We start from the raw sequence: 21,420 nt of genomic DNA, 5'->3' as shown, positions 1-21,420 counted from the left end.
GATGACACTCCCTTTTATCGGTGTTGCGCTTGCCCTTTAGCCACACAGTTTTCAAACGTTTAGTCGTAATACAGGCGAAAATCGATCACCGCGCGATAGGCCCCAGCCCCCAGCGTTGCCGGGGTGCGCACTGGCGTCACGGTGTACGTCAGGGTGTTTTGTCCCGGCGTCAGCAAAACGGGTTTGTTACGGGCTCCGAGCCGTACCGGCAACCCGGTTGCATCCGCCAACTGCAACCCCAATCCCGTTACGCCCGACACCTTGATCAGGCCCGGCGCATTACTGTCGGCAGGTGCCGTAAAGGCCAGCGACACCGCAGGCTGACTGCTGCTCCAGGCTAAAGCGCCGGTCCAGGCATCCCGGTTGCTCGCCGGTGCCCGCAGGCAATCTTTCAATCTCAGTTCAAACGCCACCGGCGTGCCGCGATCGCCAGGATGCTGAAACTGCGCCGTCCCACTTTCGCCCAGCCACACCTCCTGCCGAGCGGTAGCCATCTCCAGACTGCAGGCGCTCTCGGTCAGCGATCCGTAGACGTGTAAAGTGCCATTGGCCCCCTCCACGTCCCAGTTATCCACTGCACCCGCCTGGGGTATCAGCATTAAAATCATTCCCGCAGTCAGCGGGATCATCAGCGCGGCGAGGACCGTCAGGCCAATAGTGCGGCGTTGGTAGCGGTCATAGGCCTTTCCTGACAATATTGGGCTCTTTCCTTGCATGGTTTATTTCACTCCGCTGTCTTTAAAACCGTTTCTTCCTTGCTTGCCGTAGTCACCGCGGTTTTTCGGTTATTTTTTGGCAGGCACAACCTGACAGGTGCTACCGGTACAGCGGAACGTCAATTGCGGTCGGCCGCCGTAATCGTTGATGTAAGTCAGCACGGGGCTGTCCCCTAACACCGCGGTAGACAGGTTCAACGAGGCGCTGGCTTTCGGCGCCACCATCATGGGTTCAAAAGCGGCGATCCCCTTCCCTTCCTTACGGGCATTGGCCTCAACAATCGTGACGTAATAAGGCGTCGGGTTATTCACCGCGTACTTGTCACCCTGTCGGGTCAACGTCAGTTTTTCCTGCCAGGGAGCCTGATTCTTTTGCGGTGCTATTGAGCCCGGCCGATAAAACATCTTGATGCGTGTCTGTAACGCTATCTGCAAGGTGTTTGGCTTATCGCTACGCGGCGGTATTTCACGCAGGTTGAAGTAGTAAAGCGTTTCCCGGTCCTGCGGCAGTTGGCGCGCAGCGGGCAAGGCCTGGATTTTCACCTGGCTCGGTTTACCGGGTTCCAGCCGCTGTACCGGTGGCAGCACGGTGAACGGACTTTGGATCTTGTTACCCTGTTCATCCTCAATCCAGCCCTGCGCCAGATAAGGCAATTGCTTGTTCTGGTTGCTGATGTTGAGGCTCATGGTCTTAAGGTCACCGTCAAAGATCACACGAGTGCGATCCAGGGCAATAGCCGCATCAGCGGGCATGACAACCGTGCCGGCGGACAGAGCGGCAACGGTGGCGAACGTGCTCAAAAGTGAGATTTTTTGTTTGGTCATCATCTGATTCATCATTTTCTTCGCGGTTATCAGCCAGCCCCAGTGCAACTGGCTGACCGGCAGTTAAACGGTGAGGCTTGCCTCACCCTGAATGTGGTCAGGTAACAGGCGTAACCTGCGCAGCCTTAATGCCTTCAGGTGACGAAGGCGGTTTACGGGTGCCCAAAGGGTGACAAGGCAGCAACAGCGTGTTCATCAACACCTCATCAGGCAGCAATGCCGGTAGCTGGATCTCGCATTGCGGGCCGCTGTTCCAATGCACCGTCATCACTTCACCCGGATTAATCCCCGACAGGTAGACACTGCCGCCGTCATTGACGATCCCCGTGTCCTGCTTGCGTCGGTTCATTACCGTCGCGCCAAACGGCGGCTCACTGCCATCGGCCAGTTTGATGATCGCCATCGCTTTCTCACCGGCAATCACATCAAACTTGCGATAACCAATCGCCCCTTCCGTCAAGGTTGCTTGCACCACCGAACGGGTCGCCTCAACGTTATCCCCAAGGCGGTTGAGATCGATGCTGGCCTTGTTGCGGTAGTAGCTGTTCACATCGGTTACCACCGCCTTGCCATATCGGTTGGTCAGCACCGTGCTGCCGTAACCCCGTACCGGCACATCAGCAACGCCGTCGGTATCAAGCAACAATCGGGTTCCGCCCGGCGTATTTATCCGGTGCAGCACCACGCCTTCCTGTGCCAAGGTCACCCCACCTTGTGCCCCCAAGCCAATGGCGCTGTAACGGCCAGACTGGTAGCTGGCGTTGGCGTTAATCTGGGCCATATCGCCTTCATGGCTGTAATAGCCACTGGTTGTCGCGCCGCTGCGAGCGGCACCCGCGCTGATCTGATAGTTGTTGTGTTCATCAATTCGGTCGTAGTAACCCACGCGGTGCGCGTTATCATCACGATTGACCGTCATGTTGTAGCTAAGCGTCCCCGTGTTGCCCCAAGGGATCGACAAGGACAGGTACATCCCGTCGTCGTTACGCTCGTTGTAACGGTTGCGATAAGCAGACAGCGACGCGCTGACATTCTTGAAGGTACCGATATCGAAATAACGCGATACCATTAGGTTGTAGCGATCGTTGGCAGCACGGTCCCAGTAGGTTTGGTGGCTGTAGTTGAGATAGGTGCTCAACCCCAGTTCACGGAACTGTTTGTTGAAGGTGATGGTGTACATCTCCTTGCTCTTGCCGCTGCGTCCGCCCTCATAACGCGAATCGAGGTATTCCCCCATGCTCATAAAATCTTCCTGGGAGAAGCGATAACCCGCAAAGGTGACCTGGCTGTCATAGTCGTCAAAGTTTTTCGAATAACTCAAACGGTAGGAACCGCCGGTCAGTACGCCGTCTTCCGGCAATTTTGCACGTGACTGCGTGGCATCGAACGACAATGCGCCAAGCGCCAACAGATCGCGCCCCAGCCCCACAGACAGCGCGTTGTAGTCCCCGCCGCTGATGGCGCCGCCATACAGTGACCAACCATTACTGATACCCCATGAAAACTCCCCGGTACCAAACAATGGCCCGCGCAGGTGATGGCCCCATTCGGACGGTTTACCCGCTGCCAGCTTGTAGCGAACGGTGCCTGGACGTGTCAGGTATGGGATGCTGGCGGTGTTCATTTTGAACTCCTGCACGCTGCCATCCTGCTCTTCAACACGCACATCAAGCTCGCCAGACACCGCATCGTTGATGTCCTGAATACGGAATGGCCCGGCAGCAACCTGAGTTTCATACAGCACCCGTCCCTGCTGACTGACCACCACCTTGGCGTTGGTTTTTGCCACGCCGCTCACTTCAGGCGCATAGCCGCGCAGATTAGGCGGTAGCATGCTGTCATCCGAACGCAGGCTGGCGCCGGAGAAACGCAGGCTGTCGAAGATATCGGAGTTCAAATAATCTTCGCCCATCGTCAGCCGGGAGCGCAGTGCCGGGATTGCCCGGTAGGCGTAATAGCGGCTCCAATCGAACTGTTTATCGGTCGGCTGGTCAGACCCTGTCTGGTGGTTGAGATTGGCTTGCCAGTCAGCACGCAGGCGCCAGGCACCCAGATTGGCTCCGCTGGTGCCATTACCGCTCAGGTTGTAGCTGCTACCGCCCCCTTTCAGATTCTTTTGCGTTTGGGCGTTGACGTTGTAATCGAACAGCAAGCCCGGAATACCTTCATCCCAACGTGAGGGGGGGTCCCAGCTTTCTGAGCTGTATTCGAGGTAGGCCTGAGGAATATTGAGATACAGGGATGAAGTGCTCAGATCGCCACGCGCTTCCATTCCGGCCAAACGCTGCAGATCAAGGCACTGGCCGTCATGTGTCCAGCTCAGGGAGTTTTGCAGTTTTTCTTTGAACCCTAATTGCTTGACCAGCGCTGGCGACAGGCAGGCTTCGCTGCCTTTAGGATCCTTGGGTGGGGCTAAAAAGGTCACCGTCTGCTCCGGCAGATCGTTTTTATTGACGTGCACCACCATGGTATAGACGCCCGGCATAATGTAGCCGCTACGCGTAAACTGACTCAGATCGATATTCTTACGATCGTTAATATCTAATACATCCGTGTTGAACTGGATTTCGGCGGCGGCGTAAACCAACGCGACTGGGTTACCCAGCGAAAGCGCTACACAGAGTCCCAGTACCTGAAGACGAAATAACTTCCCTGCCGGTGAAAGCATAATAAAAGTCCTTTCAAAAACGAATTAACCGTCAGCACGAGATAATTCAAAAATAATCCAGCTTAAAACGCACTGTGGAAAAATACGCTCCCGCTTTCAACGGCTGATGATTGGCCATCAGCGTCATGGAGTAATTCAGCGTTCTATTTCCAGGAATTATTTCTTCCATGGGCAATGGCTCACCAGGAATAACAGCATTCCCATTACTGTCATTAATTTTCAGTGCAACACCGCGGGCATCGCCTTGAACACCAAACAGTGTTCCTTCTGCAGAGCCGTCAAAAGTAACCTGAAAAAATTTCCAGTCTGATTTATTCCCCGGTCGTTCCAGGATGCAGTTCACCAATTCGATACTGAAAGGTTTAGTCATCCCCTGACCGTCACGGATGATTTGTCCTAAAGGAATAGTTTCCATATCTATGGTTTGGTCCCGACTGCCGGCCGCAATGGCGCAGGCGGTATCAATAATAGCGCCGTGCATATTGACCCTGCCCCATCCCTGTAGGGTTTGGGATGCATAACTGGGCCCGGCGGCCAATCCAGACAGTAATATCAACAGTATTACACCGGCCTGATTCCCTTGTGAAAACATCGCGACATTCCTTTGACAGGGGGATCAACCAGGCATGCGATGACTCACATGCCTGGTTTATTAAACCTGCGGAGTTACTTACTGATAAGCCAGGGTGAAATCGGCTACAGAAGTAAAATCACCTGGGACGACAGCGGCAGAAGCCCCTTCACCCTGGAGATAAGCAGCAAAGTGCAGGGTGTTGTTACCGGTGTTCAGAGTCTGAGCCGTTGTCGCTTCACCCAACTTGATTGGCTGACCATTGTAAGAGATGGCTACACCCGCGCCGCTGGCCGTACCCGCGATACCCAACAGATCTTTGTTGGTGGCAGAAGCTACGCCGCTGAAAGTGGTCTTGACCGTTTTCAGAGTAGTGATATCGCACTGCTCCAGCTTAATTTCGAATGGACGAGGGTTAGATTTGCCGCCGCCATTCAGTGCTACGTTGGAAACCTGACCCAGGTCTACAGTCTGGTCAATGGACTCAGGAGCAATCGAGCATGGCGCATCAATGATTGAACCCGTGAAAGTAACTTTACCGTGTCCCTGATCGGCTGCGTGTGCAAAAGAAGTTGCGCCAAATGCAATCACTGCAGCCATCATGATTTTGTTAAGTTTCATAGAACCTATATTCCTTATAAGAAAAAATGCATATCCCAATAAAGAACAGAGCATTAGCGTGCCGAGCACGCGAAAATTTAACGCTCTAATTCTTTAGCATCTTGAGAGTAATTAAGCCACCGTACTCAGGGGCGAACAGCAATATAATCACCGGTTCTAGCCAGGTGATGAGGTTTAAAAAAACCAATGAATTAACATATAACAAATAAGCAAACGCATTGAATATTAAAACCGCAAAACCCTAAACTCCCTCTCTTGGTTGGCGATTAATATTCTTGCAAATGCCTCCCATTAAAAAAAGGGTTTTCTTGATCACCTTTAATATTCGCCATTTGCTCCCTGTATCAGGTTAATTTATTGTTATTTTTAGCCTCATAGATCGTAAAATATTCTTTCTTGGAATAAAATCCTGTTTTTTATAATCTGCCAACCAATGAGATCGCAAACTGGCATTTTATGAATATAATAAACCAAATTATGGGGCTTAAGTATGACATCAACCCGTTATACCGACTGGCGATAGATGGATAGCAAGCAATCTATTTCCCAACCTCAAAAAATAGATAGGCATTTGCTTTCTATAGGAATTAAAGCAGGCCTACGAAAAGAAAGAGTTTGTTTTTCCAGAGAAAACAGCAATAGGAATACAGAGGAAGTGCTATGGAAGCGTTATCCCCGAAACAAAAGGAAGTCCGGCAGCTGCAGCAAGCTCTGCTACAAGCTTTATTAACGCAGTCCCCTCAACCTAGCCCTTTCATAGGGGTGCCACCTCAGCATGAATGGCTGTCAACCAGGCAACTGGCGGACATCATCGATGTCGGGGTTTATCGGGCCAGAAACCTGCTGCTGGAAATGGTCGCAAAAGGTGAGGTTGTGGTCTCCACTGGCTCGATAAAAAACTCCCTTAGATGGTACCCGGCGGCCATTTTATCCAGCCAGGGTGTCACGATTTAAATCGCCGCTAACCTTATGTTTATAAAAATGAAAAAATAAAACCTCCCGTGCCGGGCGGCCTACTTTCATCTAGCTAACACCCAGAGTTTAGCAAAATCGTTAGCCACCGATTATTGGAATATCATAGTGAGAAAGACATCCGTTTTATTATTACGTTGCTGTTTGGCCGCCTCCTTCTTTTTACTGGTCGGCAATGCCAACGCATTTACCTGCAGAACCTCAGATGGCGGAATAATCCCTCCGGGAGGCTCCAACACACCGGTTGATGTCAGGGTGCGAATCGGCCCGCAGCTGTCCTACGGGAAAAATGAAATTGTTAACGTGAGTCAGGTAACCTGTAAAAACGACGTTGCCAGCTGGTGGGATTTCTTAAAAACCGATGCTCCGGCACTGACAATGAATACCGGCATTTTTGGGGCCATTGGCAGCGGCATGACTATTAATGGGGTAGATTATAACTCCCCTGTGTCTTCTAATATCAGCGTATTGAATTTGACTGGCCTGCAGACCAGCAGTGTCGCTATCAGGGTGTTTATCGTATTGAACCGTTTCCCTACGCCAGATATCAAGGTCAATAAAGGTGACGTCATCGGTCAAATCAACTTTCGTCAGACGAACGACCAATCAGGCTGTCCACAATGCGGCCCTTATCGCTGGCGGTTGATTGCCGACAACGACGCCTATTTTGTGACGACCAGTTGCACCATCAACAATGGGCAACAAATTAACGTCGCTTTTGATCAAATCAGGCAGGATTACCTGACGCAAAACGTCAGCGACGCACAAATAAAACAGGACAAGGCGCTGACTTATCAATGTGATGACCAAAGCGCCACCCAAGATATTCTGATTCGCATGGTCAGCGACGCCACCGGATTTTCGAGCGATTTTATTAAAACCAGCAACCCAAATGTCGGTGTTGCCATGGTTTATAAAAATGCGGTAGTGAAACCCAACAACAGCTTTAGGACGCGCATCGTTAATGGCATGGGAAGCGACACCATTACCTTTGTTCCGGTGAAAAACAATGTCCCTTATACCAGTATTGCCACCGGGCCATTATCAGGTTCAGCCACGCTTATTTTCAGCGCACCTTGAGGCAGAGGCAGATATGATCACCATGAAAAAAAGGCACCCCCTTCGCCTTATTTTAGCCCTGACGATTATCAGCTTTGCGGCATCAGCCGCAGATCAGGGGACCAGGGTAAACATAACGGCGACTGTGGTAGCCCCTCCCCCTTGTGTGATCAACGAGGGGCGGACTATTGATGTCGACTTCGGTAAGGTCGGGGTGAACAGAATTGACGGCACTCGCTATATGCAACGAGTGGACTACAGCATCAACTGCGAGTTTCTGGACAACACCAGACAACTCAAGATGAAAATTATGGGCAGTGGGGCGGCTTTTGATGCCAATGTGTTAAACAGCAACATTAACGGATTGGGCATAAAACTGCTGGCGGATGGCAAGGCATTTAATATCAATACGCCGTTGAGCATTGATTACACCAAGCCCCCAACCCTGGACGCCGTACCGGTTAAAAGTTCCGCGCTTGCCTTGAAGGACGGCGACTTTACCAGTGGTGCCACGATGTTGGTCGACTATTTTTAAGCATTTAACCACGAGGGGATATTTACAGGGCGGCATTCAACGAGTGCCCCTGCCCCCAGGAACAGAAACTCACCGTTTGAACCAGAGAGTCATATCACCTAATGACTGATGAGATGTTAATATCGACATTTTTCAGGTGACCAGACTCAGCATGCCATCCTCTTATCGTTGTTTTCTTACCTTTATCGTCACGCTGCTTCTCGGTGTGGGTTCGCCTATGCTGGCGCAGGCCAGGCCCGATCAGGAGCGTAAAATTGGCGTAACCGTCGCCGATACCCAATCACCTGATTACCAGTTCAGCGATTTACGGTTCAATTCAGCCGATGGTCAACGCCATTACCGCATTCGTATAGCGCAACCGCGCATTGCCCCGCCGCCAACCGGCTATCCGGTGGTCTACTTTCTGGATGGCAATGCGGTGCTGATGGAGTTGAATACCAAATTATTGGCTCAGCTTGCGGCACAAAAACAGCCGCCGGTATTGGTGCTGCTCAGCTATGACAACGATTTACGTATTGATGCCAACGGTCGCAGCTACGATTACACGCCGGCCCCCCTGCAAACCGGTGAGATGCGGGCCAATGGCGGGGCTGATGCCTTTTTGAAGCTGATCGAGACTCAGGTTAAACCGGCAGTGGCAGCCAGGGTTACTGTCGATCCGCAACAGCAAACACTGTGGGGACACTCTTACGGTGGCCTGTTCGTTCTGCACACCCTGTTAACCCAACCGACCGCTTTCCAAAATTACGTCGCCGTCGAACCTTCCTTGTGGTGGGGCAATGGCTTTATCTTGCAGGAAGCCCAGCGGGTTATTGATCGGCATCCAGCCATCTCCGCCCATCTGTGGCTGTGGACCGGCGGTGCAGAGAAAATGCGCAGTGCGCCGCCCAATATCAAGCAGCAACCGCTCCCCACCGACGCGGCTCAGCGTCTGGCTGAACGACTGGCGACGCTAAACGGGCTTGCCGTGGATTTTCGGGAATGGCCGGGACTGGATCACGGAGGTATGTTCAGTGCAGCCATCACGCCTGCGCTGGAAGATATCGCCAAAGGTGACTCTCAGGGTAAATAATGAGGTTGGAGGCTGATTCTGGGGAAGACCGAACATGGCGGCTCCCCTTTGGCAAGTTAGCTTGCTCTACCGGTGGAGCCTGAAGGACTAATGTATTTCCTGGATGAGGCCCTGGTGAGGCACAATAGGAAGATATTGACTGAGCAAGGCTAACCGCTATTTATTACCGCGTATTACGCTATTTTCTAGCCTTGTCACAGTTAATATAAACGCTTGGCCCCCTGACGGGAACGGGTGAAAACCACCCTTGTAATACATCATGAAAAGTGATAGTTAAACCCGTTGGCAAGCATCAGTTTGATTGCAAAGATAAATTATTATCACAGGGAATTATATTACATCCATGAAAATCAATATTACCGACCAGCCAAATCCGCAAGACGAAGAGTTCGTTATTGACAGCCTATGGGGTCACAACGAAAAAACCGAACACGTTGATATCCACCCCCTGTTCCTGACCGTAACCGACGACGAAGGTAAAATCGTTGCCGGCCTGGTGGCCAGAACCTGGTGGGGTGGGCTTGAAGTGCAGTATCTTTGGGTCAGCGACCAACATCGTAAAAGCGGCTATGGTCGTCAACTGATGATCCAGGCCGAAGAAGAGGCCCTGAAGCGGGGTTGCCATATGGCCTATGTCGATACCTTCGACTTCCAGGCCCGCGGCTTTTACGAAAAATTGGGCTATCAGGTGTACGGTAATTTAGGCGGCTATGCCAAGAAACACACCCGTCACTACCTGGCAAAAGAGATTTAACCCAGTTTTCATCGGTGAGGTCAGAATGGATTCGCCCGACAATAATGAATTTTATTTGAAAGGTCTGATTGCCATGATGGAACACTTAAGTGAGCCATGGGGCATTAAGGATCTGGCATCCCGGCATATTTACATGAACCGAGCCGCTTACCTCTATACCAACACACCGTTGAATTTTGATATAGCCGGTAAGCTGGACGACGAGTTCCCCGCCGACTGGGCCGAATGCGCAGCCGATTTTGTAGAACACGACAAAATGACGGAAGTCTCGCGCGATCGGGTTGCCGTAATAGAAACGCATTATTGGTACGGCAAAGACAGCCTGACGCCGTTTATCAGTGAAAAACTGCCGATTTATAACGATAAAAAAGAAGTGTTTGGGGTGATGTGGAATGCCAAACCGCTTAACACTTTATCCCCATTGAAATTTATCAATCATCAAAAACCCAGCGTTCTGACCACGGAAACCAACAGCACTATTTTCACCAGAGCCGAACTTGATGTGATATTTTTAATGCTACAACGGCTGTCGGTGAAAGAGATCGCCAAAATATACAACATCAGCAATAAAACCATAGAAAATAGAATATATAACATCTATCAAAAATCAGATGTTCATACACAGCAGCAGTTTGAAGAGTTTTGCAAATATGCGCATCTGGACAATTACATTCCCGATCGCCTGATAGCTAAAGGCATTCAGTTTATTTAATAGCAAGGAATACCTCACCGTGATCAAAATTGAAGACTATCCGTTAACCCGGGTACCTCAGGATAAAAGAGTCTCGTTTTTAAGCGTTGCCATTGTGCATATGGGCATGCTGACCGCCCTGGATCAGTTTATGCTGGGTGCCGTATTGGGCCATTCAATGACGCTGTTCGATGCCTTTACCGCCATTTTCGTCGGCAGCCTGATCTTTGGCGTAGTGACCTACGGACTCGGACTGGCAGGGATGCGTGAAGGGATCTCCGGCAGCCTGCTGGCCCGCTGGTGTGGCTTTGGCCGCCTGGGTTCGGTACTGATTGGCGTGGTGGTGGCCGTCAGCCTGCTGGGTTGGTTTGGCATACAAAACGCCATCTTCGCCAAGTCGCTGGATTTCGCCCTGGGGAACAAGCTGGGCTTTGGCCTGGCGGCCGGCCTGTCCGGTACCCTGCTGACCATTCTGGTGGCCTTTGGCTTTAAAGCATTGCGCATCGCCGCCCGAATCGCGGTGCCGATGTTTATTATGCTGGTGGCCTATATCTCTTACATCACCCTCACCGGCCATAATCTGCCGGAGATTATCCAAATGATGCCGCCTGGCGATCCGCTGTCGATCAGCGCCGGTATCACCATCGTGGTCGGTGGCGCCATTGTCGCCAGCCTGATGACCCCCGATCTGACACGTTACTCCAAAAACGGCAAGCACGTGCTTGGCGTAACCCTTCTCACCATTGTGGCCGGGGAGTTCGTGGTTAACGGTCTGGCGCTGCTGATCGCCAAAACGCTCGGCACGGCGGATGTAGTCACCATCATGTCGCAAGTTGCCGGCGGCGCGGGCCTGCTGGTAGTGGTGTTCTCCACCTTAAGGGTGAATGACCTCAACCTGTACTCATCTTCACTGGGCATCGTCAACGCGGTTGAAGGCATGACCGGTAAAAGGCTGAAATACACCGCCACCACGTTGGTAATTGGCGTATTGGGCACCACGCTTTCGGTGTTGGGGATCCTCGACCGGTTTGTCGATTTCCTGACGGTGCTGGGCGTGGTGTTCCCGCCAATTATCGGCGTGATGCTGGTGGATTATTACTTGCTGCGCACTCACCGTAAAATCCTGGATGAGAGCCGCCGGGAAGGCAAACTGCCCGATCAGACGCCGACCATTGGCTGGGCGGCGATCATCGCCAGCATTGCCGGCAGTATCGTCGGGCTAGTGACCGAATGGGGCGTGCCGACCATCAACTCATTGCTGGCCGCCAGCCTGTTGTATTGGGTATTCAAGTTGGCGCTAAACCGCGCTCAGAAACCGGCTCCAGCGCAAGGCTGAGCCGATCGTTAGCGGCAAAATGTTATCGCCACTCTCCAGCAACTGGGGAGTGGCAAAACAATAAACTGGGGATCTGACGAACGGAAAGCTGTGGTTTTAAAGCTGAAGACGTAATTGGAATTCCCTGGTGTCGGTAGCTAAAACATCCTTTAATACCCAGAGAATGGAAACGCCTCCCTCCCTGAGCTTTTTATTATAGAAGTTGTCAGACAATCGTTTATTAACCGTTTTGACCGTCAAGTAACACTTCAGTGTGCGTGAACAGTAGCTCACAAAAACCACTGTGGTCAACACAAAAGTAGACACAAAACTCACTTTTGTGTCTACTTATTCGAACCTGTAACCTAAGCAGTTGATTTATATTTAATTACCTTTCATTTACATTTCACTCATCATGATAAAATCATTATTGGCCGTGATACCGGGTAGTTTAGCATCCATTTTTAAAGAGTAATCAGCCGGTTACAGCCCCTCTTGCTGTGTCAGTTCTGGACAATACCGATGCGTGCGATATAGTGAAGCCGGCCAGAATATTGTAAGGAATGCTTATGAAGACCACTAACGCCCAGCGCAAAAGCAACATCATTAAGAACATTGAATATCTGATGCGCACCCGTGGCGAAACCAAGGCATCCTTCTCTAGTCGTACTGGCCTGACACGCACCACTATCTACAAGATCCTCGACGGACGGGTCAACAACGTGCAGCAGGCCACAGTTAACCGGATTTCAGATTTCTTTGGGGTTTCCTGCGAAGAGATCGAAGACTATGATTTGGAAAAGCTGGAACTGCTCAACGAGACGCTGTCCACCGAAGGCAATAAAAACCCTTCCGCGATCCCTGTTATTCCGCAGTCCTGTTTTTTAGCGGCTACTGGCAAGAAGATCGGCCAACTGGTCACCGAATTCCCTTTGACTTATTTCTTCGGCGATGAGTCAAATATGGTAGCAATGAGAATAGAGACCGAAATAAAAGGTTCATTTATTCCAGGCGAGGTGATTATTATAAAACGCCCGCCGGTATTAGTTTGCGATTCGCCTTTATTGTATCACTCGGGAAAATACGGCTTCTTTGTGGTTAACGACAAAGAAGAAAGTAGCATGGAGAAAAATCATCAGGATACCGTGCAATTCCTGGGTTATATCTTTGGAGAAAGACTATAAATGGAACCGAATCAAAAGTTCAAGCTATTGGGCTTTACCCGGCATGGCACTCTGGCTGCCAATGTCATGGTATTAGCCACCGGCAAAACCATTACCATGGGGCTGAATGAACTGGCCGACAGCGATATATCGGAAGATCTGAGTCGGCATGAACTGCAGGCGCTGTATCGAAAAATATACGGCAACAATCAGCAGCAAACCGCCTATGAGCTCAGCGATCGCCATGAACGATCCTGGTACGCCTACCTGATCATTACCGTGGCGCTCAGCGTGATTTATATCTTCTCAACCCTGTGCGGCGTCAAACCGATTCAAATCCCCGTACTGAACCTGATCACGCCCCCGGCAATATTTATTTACCCCCTCACCTTTATCCTGGTGGATATTCTGAACGAGTTCTATGGACTGCGGCTGGCCAGGCGCACCATTATCATCTCGTTTATAGCCAACCTGATTTTCGTGCTGGGCGTTTGGGCGACCACGCTGGTACCGAGCATTCCCCAGTGGGAGTTCAGCAAGACTTATGATGGCATCGTTCACAGCATCATGGCGGTGTTGGTGGCTTCATCCGCGGCCTATTTAATCTCCGAGAACGTCAACTCCTACCTGCTGTGCAAAATCAAGGAACTGACCAACTCTCGCTACCTGTTTGTGCGGGTGATCACCAGCACCGTGGTGGCCTCGGCCATCGACAGCGTGGTGTTCTGTACCCTGGCGTTCTACAACGTATTGAGCTGGGACATCATCAAAACCATGATCCTGTCGCAGTTCCTGATCAAGGTGGTCTACGCCCTGGTCGGTGTTGGGCCGATTTACGCCGCCCGCAGCCTGTTTAACCGTTATATCAATACCGATCTTGCAAGGAGCAATGAATATGCATATCAAAAAACAAGATAAAATCACCCATCTTGGCGCCAACTCCGATTACCCGGACCAGTATGCTCCCGAGTTGCTCGAAGCTCTGCCGCGCGCCCGCGGCCGTGATCTGATCGGCGTAGATGAACAGCAACTGCCATTCCACGGCTATGATCTATGGACCGCCTTCGAGCTGTCCTGGCTCAACGCCAAAGGCAAGCCGGTGGTCGGCATTGGCGAGTTCACCCTGCCCCATTCTTCCACCAACCTGATCGAGTCCAAGTCATTCAAGCTGTATCTCAACAGCTTTAACCAGACGCGCTTCGACAGCGTGGAACAGGTCAGTGCCGCGATGCAAAAAGATCTGTCGCAGGCCGCCAACGGTCAGGTCGGGGTAAAGTTGTATCCGGGGTTAGACGGTTATTCATCGCAGATCGACAGCCTGCCGGGCATCAATATTGACGACCTGGATATCGCCGTGGATGACTTTGACTTCAAACCGGAATATCTGCACGGTGCCGCCAGCGAACAGGCGGAAACGGTGACGGAGACGCTGTCCTCCAACCTGCTGAAATCCAACTGTCTGGTCACCAACCAGCCGGACTGGGGCAGCGTAGTGATCCACTATCAGGGCCGGAAAATCGATCGCGAGCGCCTGCTGCGCTACCTGATCTCCTTCCGTCAGCATAATGAGTTCCATGAGCAGTGTGTCGAACGCATTTTTAACGACATCAAGCAAAGCTGTCGACCGGAAAAACTCAGCGTGTTCGCCCGCTACACCCGTCGTGGCGGCCTGGACATCAACCCGTTCCGCAGCGATTTCGAAACGGCGCCGACCCTCGGCCGCTTGATCAGGCAATAACCGTTCGACCTGTCATGCCCCCGCCCGGGGGCATTATTTTCCCCCGTTCATCTCCTTGTTATTTTTCGCCATTACCGTCGTTAACAACTATCTTCAAAATAACCCTTAGGGAGATTAACGACGCATGCCTGACTTTTCGCGCAGAGAAATACTGCGGGCTGCCGCCATCGGATCGGCCTTTACGCTGTTACCCGCCTCGATCCGCAAAGCGCTGGCAATCCCCGCCAATAACCGCACCGGCACGATTAACGATGTCGAACACGTGGTGATCCTGATGCAGGAAAACCGCTCCTTTGACCACTACTTCGGCACCCTGCCCGGCGTACGCGGCTTTAGCGATCGCTTCACCATTCCCTTGCCCGGTGACCGTCACGTCTGGCAGCAGCAAGGTGAACAGCGGCTGGTGTTGCCCTACCATCTGGACAGTAAGCGCGGCAACGCCCAGCGGGTTAGCGGCACGCCGCATTCGTGGGTCGATGAGCAATCCGCCTGGGACAGCGGCCGCATGAGCGCCTGGCCGACCTACAAAACACCCACGTCGATGGGGTATTACCGTCGGCACGAGCTACCGTTCCAGTTTGCGCTGGCCGAAACCTTCACCCTGTGCGACGCCTATCATTGCTCGATCCACGCCGGTACCAATACCAATCGCCTGTTCCATTGGACCGGCACCAACGGCCCGACGGCGGCCGGGGTCGCGGTCGTGGTCAACGAGTGGGACAGCCCCGGCCCGGTTGAGATCGGCTACCAGTGGCAGACCTATCCGGAACGTCTGGAAGCCAGCGGCGTCAGCTGGAAGGTCTATCAATTTTTACCGGATAACTTCACCGATAACCCGCTGGCGGGTTTCCGCCAGTACCGGGCCGCCAGCGTTAAGGTCGGCAACCCGGCGCAGCCACCGAAAGATTTCACCGCCTTTGTGCCTTACCGCGATGAGCTCAATGCCGATGCGCCGCTGTATAAGGGCAATGGCAACACGCTACCGGCCGCCGACGGCAACGATTTGGACGCGATGCTGGCCGGTTTCCGCCACGACGTACAGCAGGGTAAACTGCCGCAGGTGAGCTGGATCATCGCCCCGGCGGCCTACTCGGAACATCCCGGCCCTTCCAGCCCGGTGCAGGGCGGCTGGTTTACCCAGGAGATCCTCAACGCGCTGACGGATAACCCCGAGGTGTGGAGCAAAACCGTACTGCTGGTTAATTACGACGAGAACGACGGCTTCTTCGATCATATGCCTTCCCCTTCGGCGCCGTCATTACGTGAAGACGGCAGCTTCGCCGGTAAATCGACGGTGCCGTTCGACAGTGAAATCTTCCAGCACATCGCCCCACCCGGTTCACAGGAGCAACCGCCGCCGGACGGCCGTATCTATGGCCCCGGCCCACGGGTACCGATGCTGGTGCTGTCCCCCTGGAGCCGTGGCGGCTGGGTCAATTCACAGGTCTTCGACCACACATCGGTACTGCAATTTTTGGAGCAACGTTTCCAGGTGCATGAACCGAACATCAGCGCCTGGCGACGGGCGGTGTGTGGCGATCTCACTTCGGCATTCAACTTTGTCGATCCCAACAACGAAACCTTGCCCAGCCTGCCGGCCACCAGCCGTCACGCCGCCGACGGTCTGCGCCAGCGGCAGGAACAGTTACCGCAGGTGCCCTTGCCAGCGGTGGATCGGCAGCAGTTGCCGCACCAGTCCCGGCTGGCACGCCCGTCGCGTGCATTGCCTTACCAACTTCACGTTGAGGCCACCGCCGCCCCCGAACAAAAGGGGCTGACGCTCAACCTGTACAACACTGGCGAACAAGGCGCGGTATTTCATGTTTATGACCGACTGAATCTGGATCAGATCCCACGGCGCTATACCGTCGAGGCCGGTAAGGCCGCCAGTGACAACTGGCCGACGGAAGAGGGCTACCACCTGTGGTTACTGGGCCCCAACGGTTTTCATCGTGAATTACGTGGCAACGTTCAGCAGCCACAGCCAGAAGTGCGGCTGACCCCGCAGGGTGACCGCCTGTCGCTAACCCTGACTAACCCCGGCAGTCAGGCGACAACGGTGACCATCGCCCGCTGCCCCTATACGCAGAACGGCCCCTGGCAGATTGAACTGCCGGCGGGTGGCCGCCACCAGCAGGCCTTTGACGCCAAAGTCAGCGGGGGTTGGTACGATCTTTCACTGCAGGATCCACAGGGTTGGCAACGTCGGCTGGCGGGCCGTCTGGAGAACGGCGAGCACAGCGTCAGCGATCCGCTAATGGGCAAAGCTTAAGATATCCGCACTGGGGTGTTCAAAAAGCGAAAGGATATGGATTATCATTAGCCTCTTTATTCAATGCCCGATGCTCAAGGATCTCCATGCCTGCCGTTCTTATTGCCAAAGCCAGCCGTTGGCTGGCCGCCTGTGCCCTGCTGATGGCCTGCGCCGTTCAGGCCGCCTCTATCGTCGTCACCGACGTCGCCGGGCGCCAGGTCACCCTGCCGCAACCGGCCAAACGCGTGATCCTGGCCGATGCCCGTGCGCTGCTGGCACTGAATATTTTGCATCCGCAGGAGCCGTTGAAAAATATCATCGCCTGGGATAATTCACTGAAGGTTAAGGCACCGGACCTGGTGGAAGCCTACGCGAAGAAATTCCCACAGGTGATGCAGATCCCCACCTTCGACAACCCTTACGTCAGCGATTTCAGCGTGGAAAGTGCGGTAGTGCGCAAGCCGGACCTGATCATTTTCGACATCGGCCTGCTGAGTAAGCTGAAAGACAGCGGCGTACTGGCCCAACTGGAAAAAATCGGCATCCCGGTACTGATTATCGATTTTCGCCAGCAGCCGCTGACCAACACCGTTGCCAGCATGCAGTTGCTGGGCAAAGTGTTTGATGAGCAGCAAAACGCCGACGCCTTTATCCAGCTCTACCAACAGCGTCTGGATCTGGTACGCCAGCGGGTAGCAACGCTGAAACCGGAACAGCGCCCGAGCGTATTTATCGAACGCAGCGCCGGCATGAAAGGCGAGCAATGTTGCAATACCTTTGGCAAGGGCAGCTTTGGCCAGTTTATTGAAACCGCCGGCGGCAATAACATCGGCAGCAAGCTGTTCGCGGAAATGGGCGGCGAGGTGAACGTGGAACAGATGATTGCCAGCAACCCGGATTTCTATCTGATGACCGGCGCAGACTGGAGCCGCGGCCATAAAGGCACACAGGCGGTGCCACTGGGTTACGCCACCGATGCCGCCACCACTCAGCAGAAGCTGGCGGTACTGATGAACCGCACCGGCCTGAACGTGCTGAAGGCGGTAAAAGAAAAACGCGTAATGGCGATTTATCACCAATTCTATGACTCACCGCTGAATTTTATTGCGGTCGAGGCAATCGCCAAACTCCTGCACCCGGACTTATTTAAAGACATTGATCCGCAAGCAGATATTGAAATGGTACATCAAAAATTCACCGCGCTGGATTACAGCGGCGTGTTCTGGGTCACCGCAAAATAACCCTGACTCAGGGCCCGCCAGCCGGGCCCTGACACCTTCGCTCCCCCTTTAGTTACCCACTGAATTATTCCGCAATAAAGTTATTTACTTGCCAATAATTATCATTAAGATTGTCATTTCTAAAAAAACACATCTGGGTTTGAAACTTTTAAGGCATTATTATGTCAATCCTTTTTCGTCTTTCGCTGCTGGCAGCTTCCGTTGCCATGGCACTGCCCGTCCTTGCTGCTGATAACAAATCTCAAAATGACGCCCCCGCTGACAACATTACCGTGGTCGGCAACTGGCTGGATAACCCGGACACCAGTTCGGTGTTGCTCAATCACCCTGGCGCACGCTCTATCGTCACCGAACAACAAATGCATGAACAAGGCGACCAGACCATCGCCGATACCCTACGCGGTGTGCCGGGCGTTCAGGTACGTGACAGCAACGGTACTGGCGGCAGCGATATTTCGCTCAACGTCGGCGTGCGCGGCCTGACTTCCCGTCTTTCCCCACGATCTACCATCCTGATGGACGGTGTGCCTTTGGCGGTAGCCCCTTACGGCCAGCCACAGCTGTCGATGGCACCGCTTTCCATTGGTAGTTTGCAGTCGGTTGACGTGGTGCGTGGCGGCGGTGCGGTACGCTACGGGCCACAAAACGTCGGCGGCGTAATTAACTTCGTCACCAAAGACATTCCAAAAACCTTCGGCGGCTCAGCCAGTGTTCAAACTCAGGGTGCCAGTCACGGCGGGTTGAAAACCCTGACCAGCACTTCACTCGGCGGCACCGCCGACAACGGCTTCGGCGCCGAACTGCTGTACTCCGGCCTGCACGGCCAGGGCTATCGCGACAATAACGACAACACCGACATCGACGACTTCATGCTGAAAACGCGCTATGCGTTTACCGATCGCGATGAGCTGCTGGCCAATTTTCACTATTACGATGCCAAAGCCGGTATGCCGGGCGGGCTGAGCAGCGCGCAATACGCGCAGAACCCGTTCCAGTCGACTCGCCCGTGGGACCAGTTCGAAGGCCGTCGCAAGGACATGTCGTTCAAATATAAGCATCAGGAAGACGACAAACAGTTCGAAGTGCTGACCTACTTCACCGACAGTTATCGCGGCAGCAGCATCGAATCGGAAGGCACCGGCAAGAACGCGGGCATGAAACGCATGGTGTCCTACCCACGCCACTACTCCACCTGGGCAATTGAACCCAGCTATTCGCAGGTCTTCCGTTTCTGGGACATGGCGCACGAGATCACCCTCGGCTACCGCTACCTGAACGAAACCATGGATGAAAAGGCCTCGCGCTCCGCCTGGTATAACCCGGCGAACATCAGCTCCACGCCGGAAACACCGGATTACTACCAGCACACCTCCGGTGGCACCGCCGCCCACGCGCTGTACATCGATGACACCATCAACGTCGGCAACTGGACGGTAACGCCAGGCCTGCGTTACGAGAGCATCCGCACCCATGTGGACGACGCGTTCAACAACATCAGCCGCGAAAAGAGTTACAGCGAACCGCTGCCGTCGCTGAATGTGATGTACCACATGTCGGACGCCTGGAAGCTGTTCGCCAACGCCAACACCTCGTTTGGCAGCATGCAATACTTCCAGTTGACCAAAGGCGGTAATGGCAACCAGCCGGCACCGGGCCTGACGGCGGAAAAAGCCCATACCTACGAGTTCGGTACCCGCTATGACGACACCATCGTCAAAGCCGAAGCCACGCTGTTCTACATCGACTTCGACAACCAGTTGCAGTACATCAGCAATGATATTGGCTGGACCAATATGGGGGCCACCAAACACAAGGGCATCGAACTGGCGCTCAGTTACGATCTTAGCGAGCTGAACCGCGCACTGGACGGCGTGAGCGTTTACACCAGCTACACCTACACCAAGGCCAGCACCGACAAGGGCGACTTCGCCGGTAAAGACCTGCCGTTCTATTCACGTCAGGTGTATACCGTCGGCACCCGTTACGCCACCGGCAACTGGGTGTGGAATCTGGACAGCTATGCCCAGTCCAAACAGCATTCGCCGGGCACCGGGCCGGATTATGTGACGCAGGAAAGCGCCGATGGCCAGTTTGGCGACATCGCCGGTTATATGGTGTGGAATATGCGTGGGGAATATAACTTCGGGCCGCAGCTGTCGAACCTGACGCTGGGTGCCGGGGTGAAAAACCTGTTCGATCAGCGCTACTTCACCCGTTCCAACGACAACAACTTCGGCAAGTATGTCGGTGAACCGCGCACCTTCTTTGTGCAGGGTTCCGTGGCATTCTGAGGTTAGCGCCCTCTCAGGAGGGCGCTAATTTTACCGGCAGTGCAACCGGAACAGGCGCGCCAGGTGCGCGCCCATCGGCGTCAGCGTGGTGTCCTTGCGCTGGATCAGATAGAACGTCGCCTTGGGCAGGCTCTCCTCCAGCGCCAGCGGCACCAGATGCTTCCCCAGTATCGGGTCGGAGATCACATCCACCGACAGAATGCTGACAAAATCGCTCTGCGCCACCAGGCTGGTACAGGCCATAAAGGTTTCACAGGTGACGCTGATCGACGGCGCCATCCCCAAATCCCCGAACAAATCATGCAACAAGCGGTAATAGCTGCCCTTTGGCGTCGGCATGGTCCAGTCACAGTGCTGCAGTTGCTTGAGTGAGGTCGCCCCTTCCATCGGATGCCCCTTGCGCACCACCACCCTGTACTCTTTTTCCATCAGTCGTTCGTACTGCAACTCATTGTCCAGACTGCTGGGATAATAGGTATTGACGGTGAAATCCAGCTCGCCCTGGCGCAGCTCCGGGATCATCGAGACCAGTTGCCCTTCAACAATCCGCACTTTGACCTTCGGGTATTCGCGGTGGAACTGATTGATGACCTGCGGCATCACGGTGCGCGCAATGCTGCCGCCGACGCCAATATTCACCGAGCCGCCCGCCAGCCCCAGCCGCTGCTGGATATCCTCCTGCGCCACCCGTAGTTCTTCGAGGATCAGGCTGGCATGCTGGAAAAAGTTATCGCCGCAGTCGGTCAGTACCACCCCCTGGCTACGGCGGACAAACAGCTTGGCCCCCAGCACCGCTTCCAGCTCCTGAATCGATTTGGTCAGCGCTGGCTGGGAAAGTTGCGAAGTCCGGCTGGCGGCACGGATGCTGCCCTGACGGCTGACTTCTACAAACGCACGTAATTGGTGCAATTTTATTGAGGCGGGCATAGGCGAA

At 53.6% G+C, this 21,420-nt stretch carries 19 protein-coding genes; 13 read left to right on the top strand and 6 right to left on the bottom strand.

Features of this window, described 5'->3' with window-relative positions:
• Positions 1 to 59: 59 nt before the first annotated feature.
• The 5 genes from OC597_RS10760 to OC597_RS10740 form a co-directional block, all read right to left on the bottom strand.
• Positions 60 to 716, bottom strand: coding sequence for a fimbrial protein (locus OC597_RS10760; RefSeq protein WP_409977223.1), 657 nt, complete (start codon positions 714 to 716; stop codon positions 60 to 62).
• A 69-nt stretch (positions 717 to 785) separates the two neighbouring features.
• The gene (locus OC597_RS10755) at positions 786 to 1,553 is read right to left on the bottom strand and encodes a fimbria/pilus periplasmic chaperone (protein ID WP_409977064.1); all 768 of its coding nucleotides are present in this window, start codon (positions 1,551 to 1,553) and stop codon (positions 786 to 788) included.
• 85 nt (positions 1,554 to 1,638) lie between these two features.
• Positions 1,639 to 4,209 carry an outer membrane usher protein gene (locus tag OC597_RS10750; protein ID WP_261285288.1) on the bottom strand — a complete coding sequence of 857 codons (2,571 nt, stop codon included), beginning with the start codon at positions 4,207 to 4,209 and terminating at the stop codon, positions 1,639 to 1,641.
• Between the two features lie 46 nt (positions 4,210 to 4,255).
• Positions 4,256 to 4,801: a fimbrial protein gene (locus OC597_RS10745; protein WP_261285289.1), complete on the bottom strand. Its 546-nt coding sequence runs from the start codon at positions 4,799 to 4,801 to the stop codon at positions 4,256 to 4,258.
• Positions 4,802 to 4,879: 78 nt separating this feature from the next.
• Entirely contained in the window at positions 4,880 to 5,401 is a 522-nt protein-coding gene (locus OC597_RS10740) for a fimbrial protein (RefSeq protein ID WP_017893980.1), read from the bottom strand.
• A gap of 660 nt (positions 5,402 to 6,061) precedes the next feature.
• Between OC597_RS10740 and OC597_RS10735 the strand changes: the two genes are divergently transcribed.
• The 13 genes from OC597_RS10735 to OC597_RS10675 all read left to right on the top strand — a co-directional run bounded on the left by OC597_RS10735 (position 6,062) and on the right by OC597_RS10675 (position 20,486).
• On the top strand, positions 6,062 to 6,355 hold the full coding sequence (locus tag OC597_RS10735; protein WP_261257579.1) for a hypothetical protein: 294 nt from the start codon (positions 6,062 to 6,064) through the stop codon (positions 6,353 to 6,355).
• A 126-nt stretch (positions 6,356 to 6,481) separates the two neighbouring features.
• Positions 6,482 to 7,453 carry a fimbrial protein gene (locus OC597_RS10730; protein WP_261257581.1) on the top strand — a complete coding sequence of 324 codons (972 nt, stop codon included), beginning with the start codon at positions 6,482 to 6,484 and terminating at the stop codon, positions 7,451 to 7,453.
• Between the two features lie 13 nt (positions 7,454 to 7,466).
• The gene (locus OC597_RS10725) at positions 7,467 to 7,967 is read left to right on the top strand and encodes a fimbrial protein (protein ID WP_261257583.1); all 501 of its coding nucleotides are present in this window, start codon (positions 7,467 to 7,469) and stop codon (positions 7,965 to 7,967) included.
• A 151-nt stretch (positions 7,968 to 8,118) separates the two neighbouring features.
• On the top strand, positions 8,119 to 9,039 hold the full coding sequence (locus OC597_RS10720) for an alpha/beta hydrolase (protein ID WP_262208668.1): 921 nt from the start codon (positions 8,119 to 8,121) through the stop codon (positions 9,037 to 9,039).
• Positions 9,040 to 9,382: 343 nt separating this feature from the next.
• Complete coding sequence (locus tag OC597_RS10715) at positions 9,383 to 9,793, top strand: GNAT family N-acetyltransferase (RefSeq protein ID WP_261257586.1); 411 nt, start codon at positions 9,383 to 9,385, stop codon at positions 9,791 to 9,793.
• Between the two features lie 25 nt (positions 9,794 to 9,818).
• A complete protein-coding gene (locus OC597_RS10710; RefSeq protein WP_261257999.1) occupies positions 9,819 to 10,505 on the top strand; it encodes a helix-turn-helix transcriptional regulator in 687 nt (228 codons plus the stop codon).
• Positions 10,506 to 10,524: 19 nt separating this feature from the next.
• Positions 10,525 to 11,820 (top strand): cytosine permease, encoded by a 1,296-nt coding sequence (locus OC597_RS10705; RefSeq protein WP_176979628.1) that lies wholly within the window; start codon positions 10,525 to 10,527, stop codon positions 11,818 to 11,820.
• A 548-nt stretch (positions 11,821 to 12,368) separates the two neighbouring features.
• Positions 12,369 to 12,983 (top strand): helix-turn-helix domain-containing protein, encoded by a 615-nt coding sequence (locus OC597_RS10700; RefSeq protein WP_099063336.1) that lies wholly within the window; start codon positions 12,369 to 12,371, stop codon positions 12,981 to 12,983.
• On the top strand, positions 12,984 to 13,880 hold the full coding sequence (locus OC597_RS10695; protein WP_261257589.1) for a queuosine precursor transporter: 897 nt from the start codon (positions 12,984 to 12,986) through the stop codon (positions 13,878 to 13,880). It abuts the gene before it with no gap.
• Positions 13,858 to 14,700, top strand: coding sequence for an NADPH-dependent 7-cyano-7-deazaguanine reductase QueF (gene queF, locus OC597_RS10690; protein ID WP_261257591.1), 843 nt, complete (start codon positions 13,858 to 13,860; stop codon positions 14,698 to 14,700). The genes OC597_RS10695 and queF overlap by 23 nt, the downstream gene beginning before the upstream one ends.
• A 124-nt stretch (positions 14,701 to 14,824) precedes the next feature.
• A complete protein-coding gene (locus tag OC597_RS10685) occupies positions 14,825 to 16,972 on the top strand; it encodes a phosphocholine-specific phospholipase C (protein WP_262208665.1) in 2,148 nt (715 codons plus the stop codon).
• Positions 16,973 to 17,115: 143 nt separating this feature from the next.
• On the top strand, positions 17,116 to 18,195 hold the full coding sequence (locus tag OC597_RS10680; RefSeq protein WP_410071711.1) for an ABC transporter substrate-binding protein: 1,080 nt from the start codon (positions 17,116 to 17,118) through the stop codon (positions 18,193 to 18,195).
• Positions 18,196 to 18,356: 161 nt separating this feature from the next.
• On the top strand, positions 18,357 to 20,486 hold the full coding sequence (locus OC597_RS10675) for a TonB-dependent receptor family protein (RefSeq protein ID WP_261257598.1): 2,130 nt from the start codon (positions 18,357 to 18,359) through the stop codon (positions 20,484 to 20,486).
• Positions 20,487 to 20,516: 30 nt separating this feature from the next.
• On the opposite strand, the gene OC597_RS10670 is transcribed toward OC597_RS10675, so the two are convergent.
• Positions 20,517 to 21,413 carry a LysR family transcriptional regulator gene (locus OC597_RS10670; protein ID WP_207977482.1) on the bottom strand — a complete coding sequence of 299 codons (897 nt, stop codon included), beginning with the start codon at positions 21,411 to 21,413 and terminating at the stop codon, positions 20,517 to 20,519.
• Between the last annotated feature and the right edge of the window lie 7 nt (positions 21,414 to 21,420).

The organism is Serratia proteamaculans (assembly GCF_946227095.1).
Lineage (GTDB): Bacteria > Pseudomonadota > Gammaproteobacteria > Enterobacterales > Enterobacteriaceae > Serratia > Serratia proteamaculans_E.
This window is presented reverse-complemented; position numbering and strand designations above follow the sequence as displayed.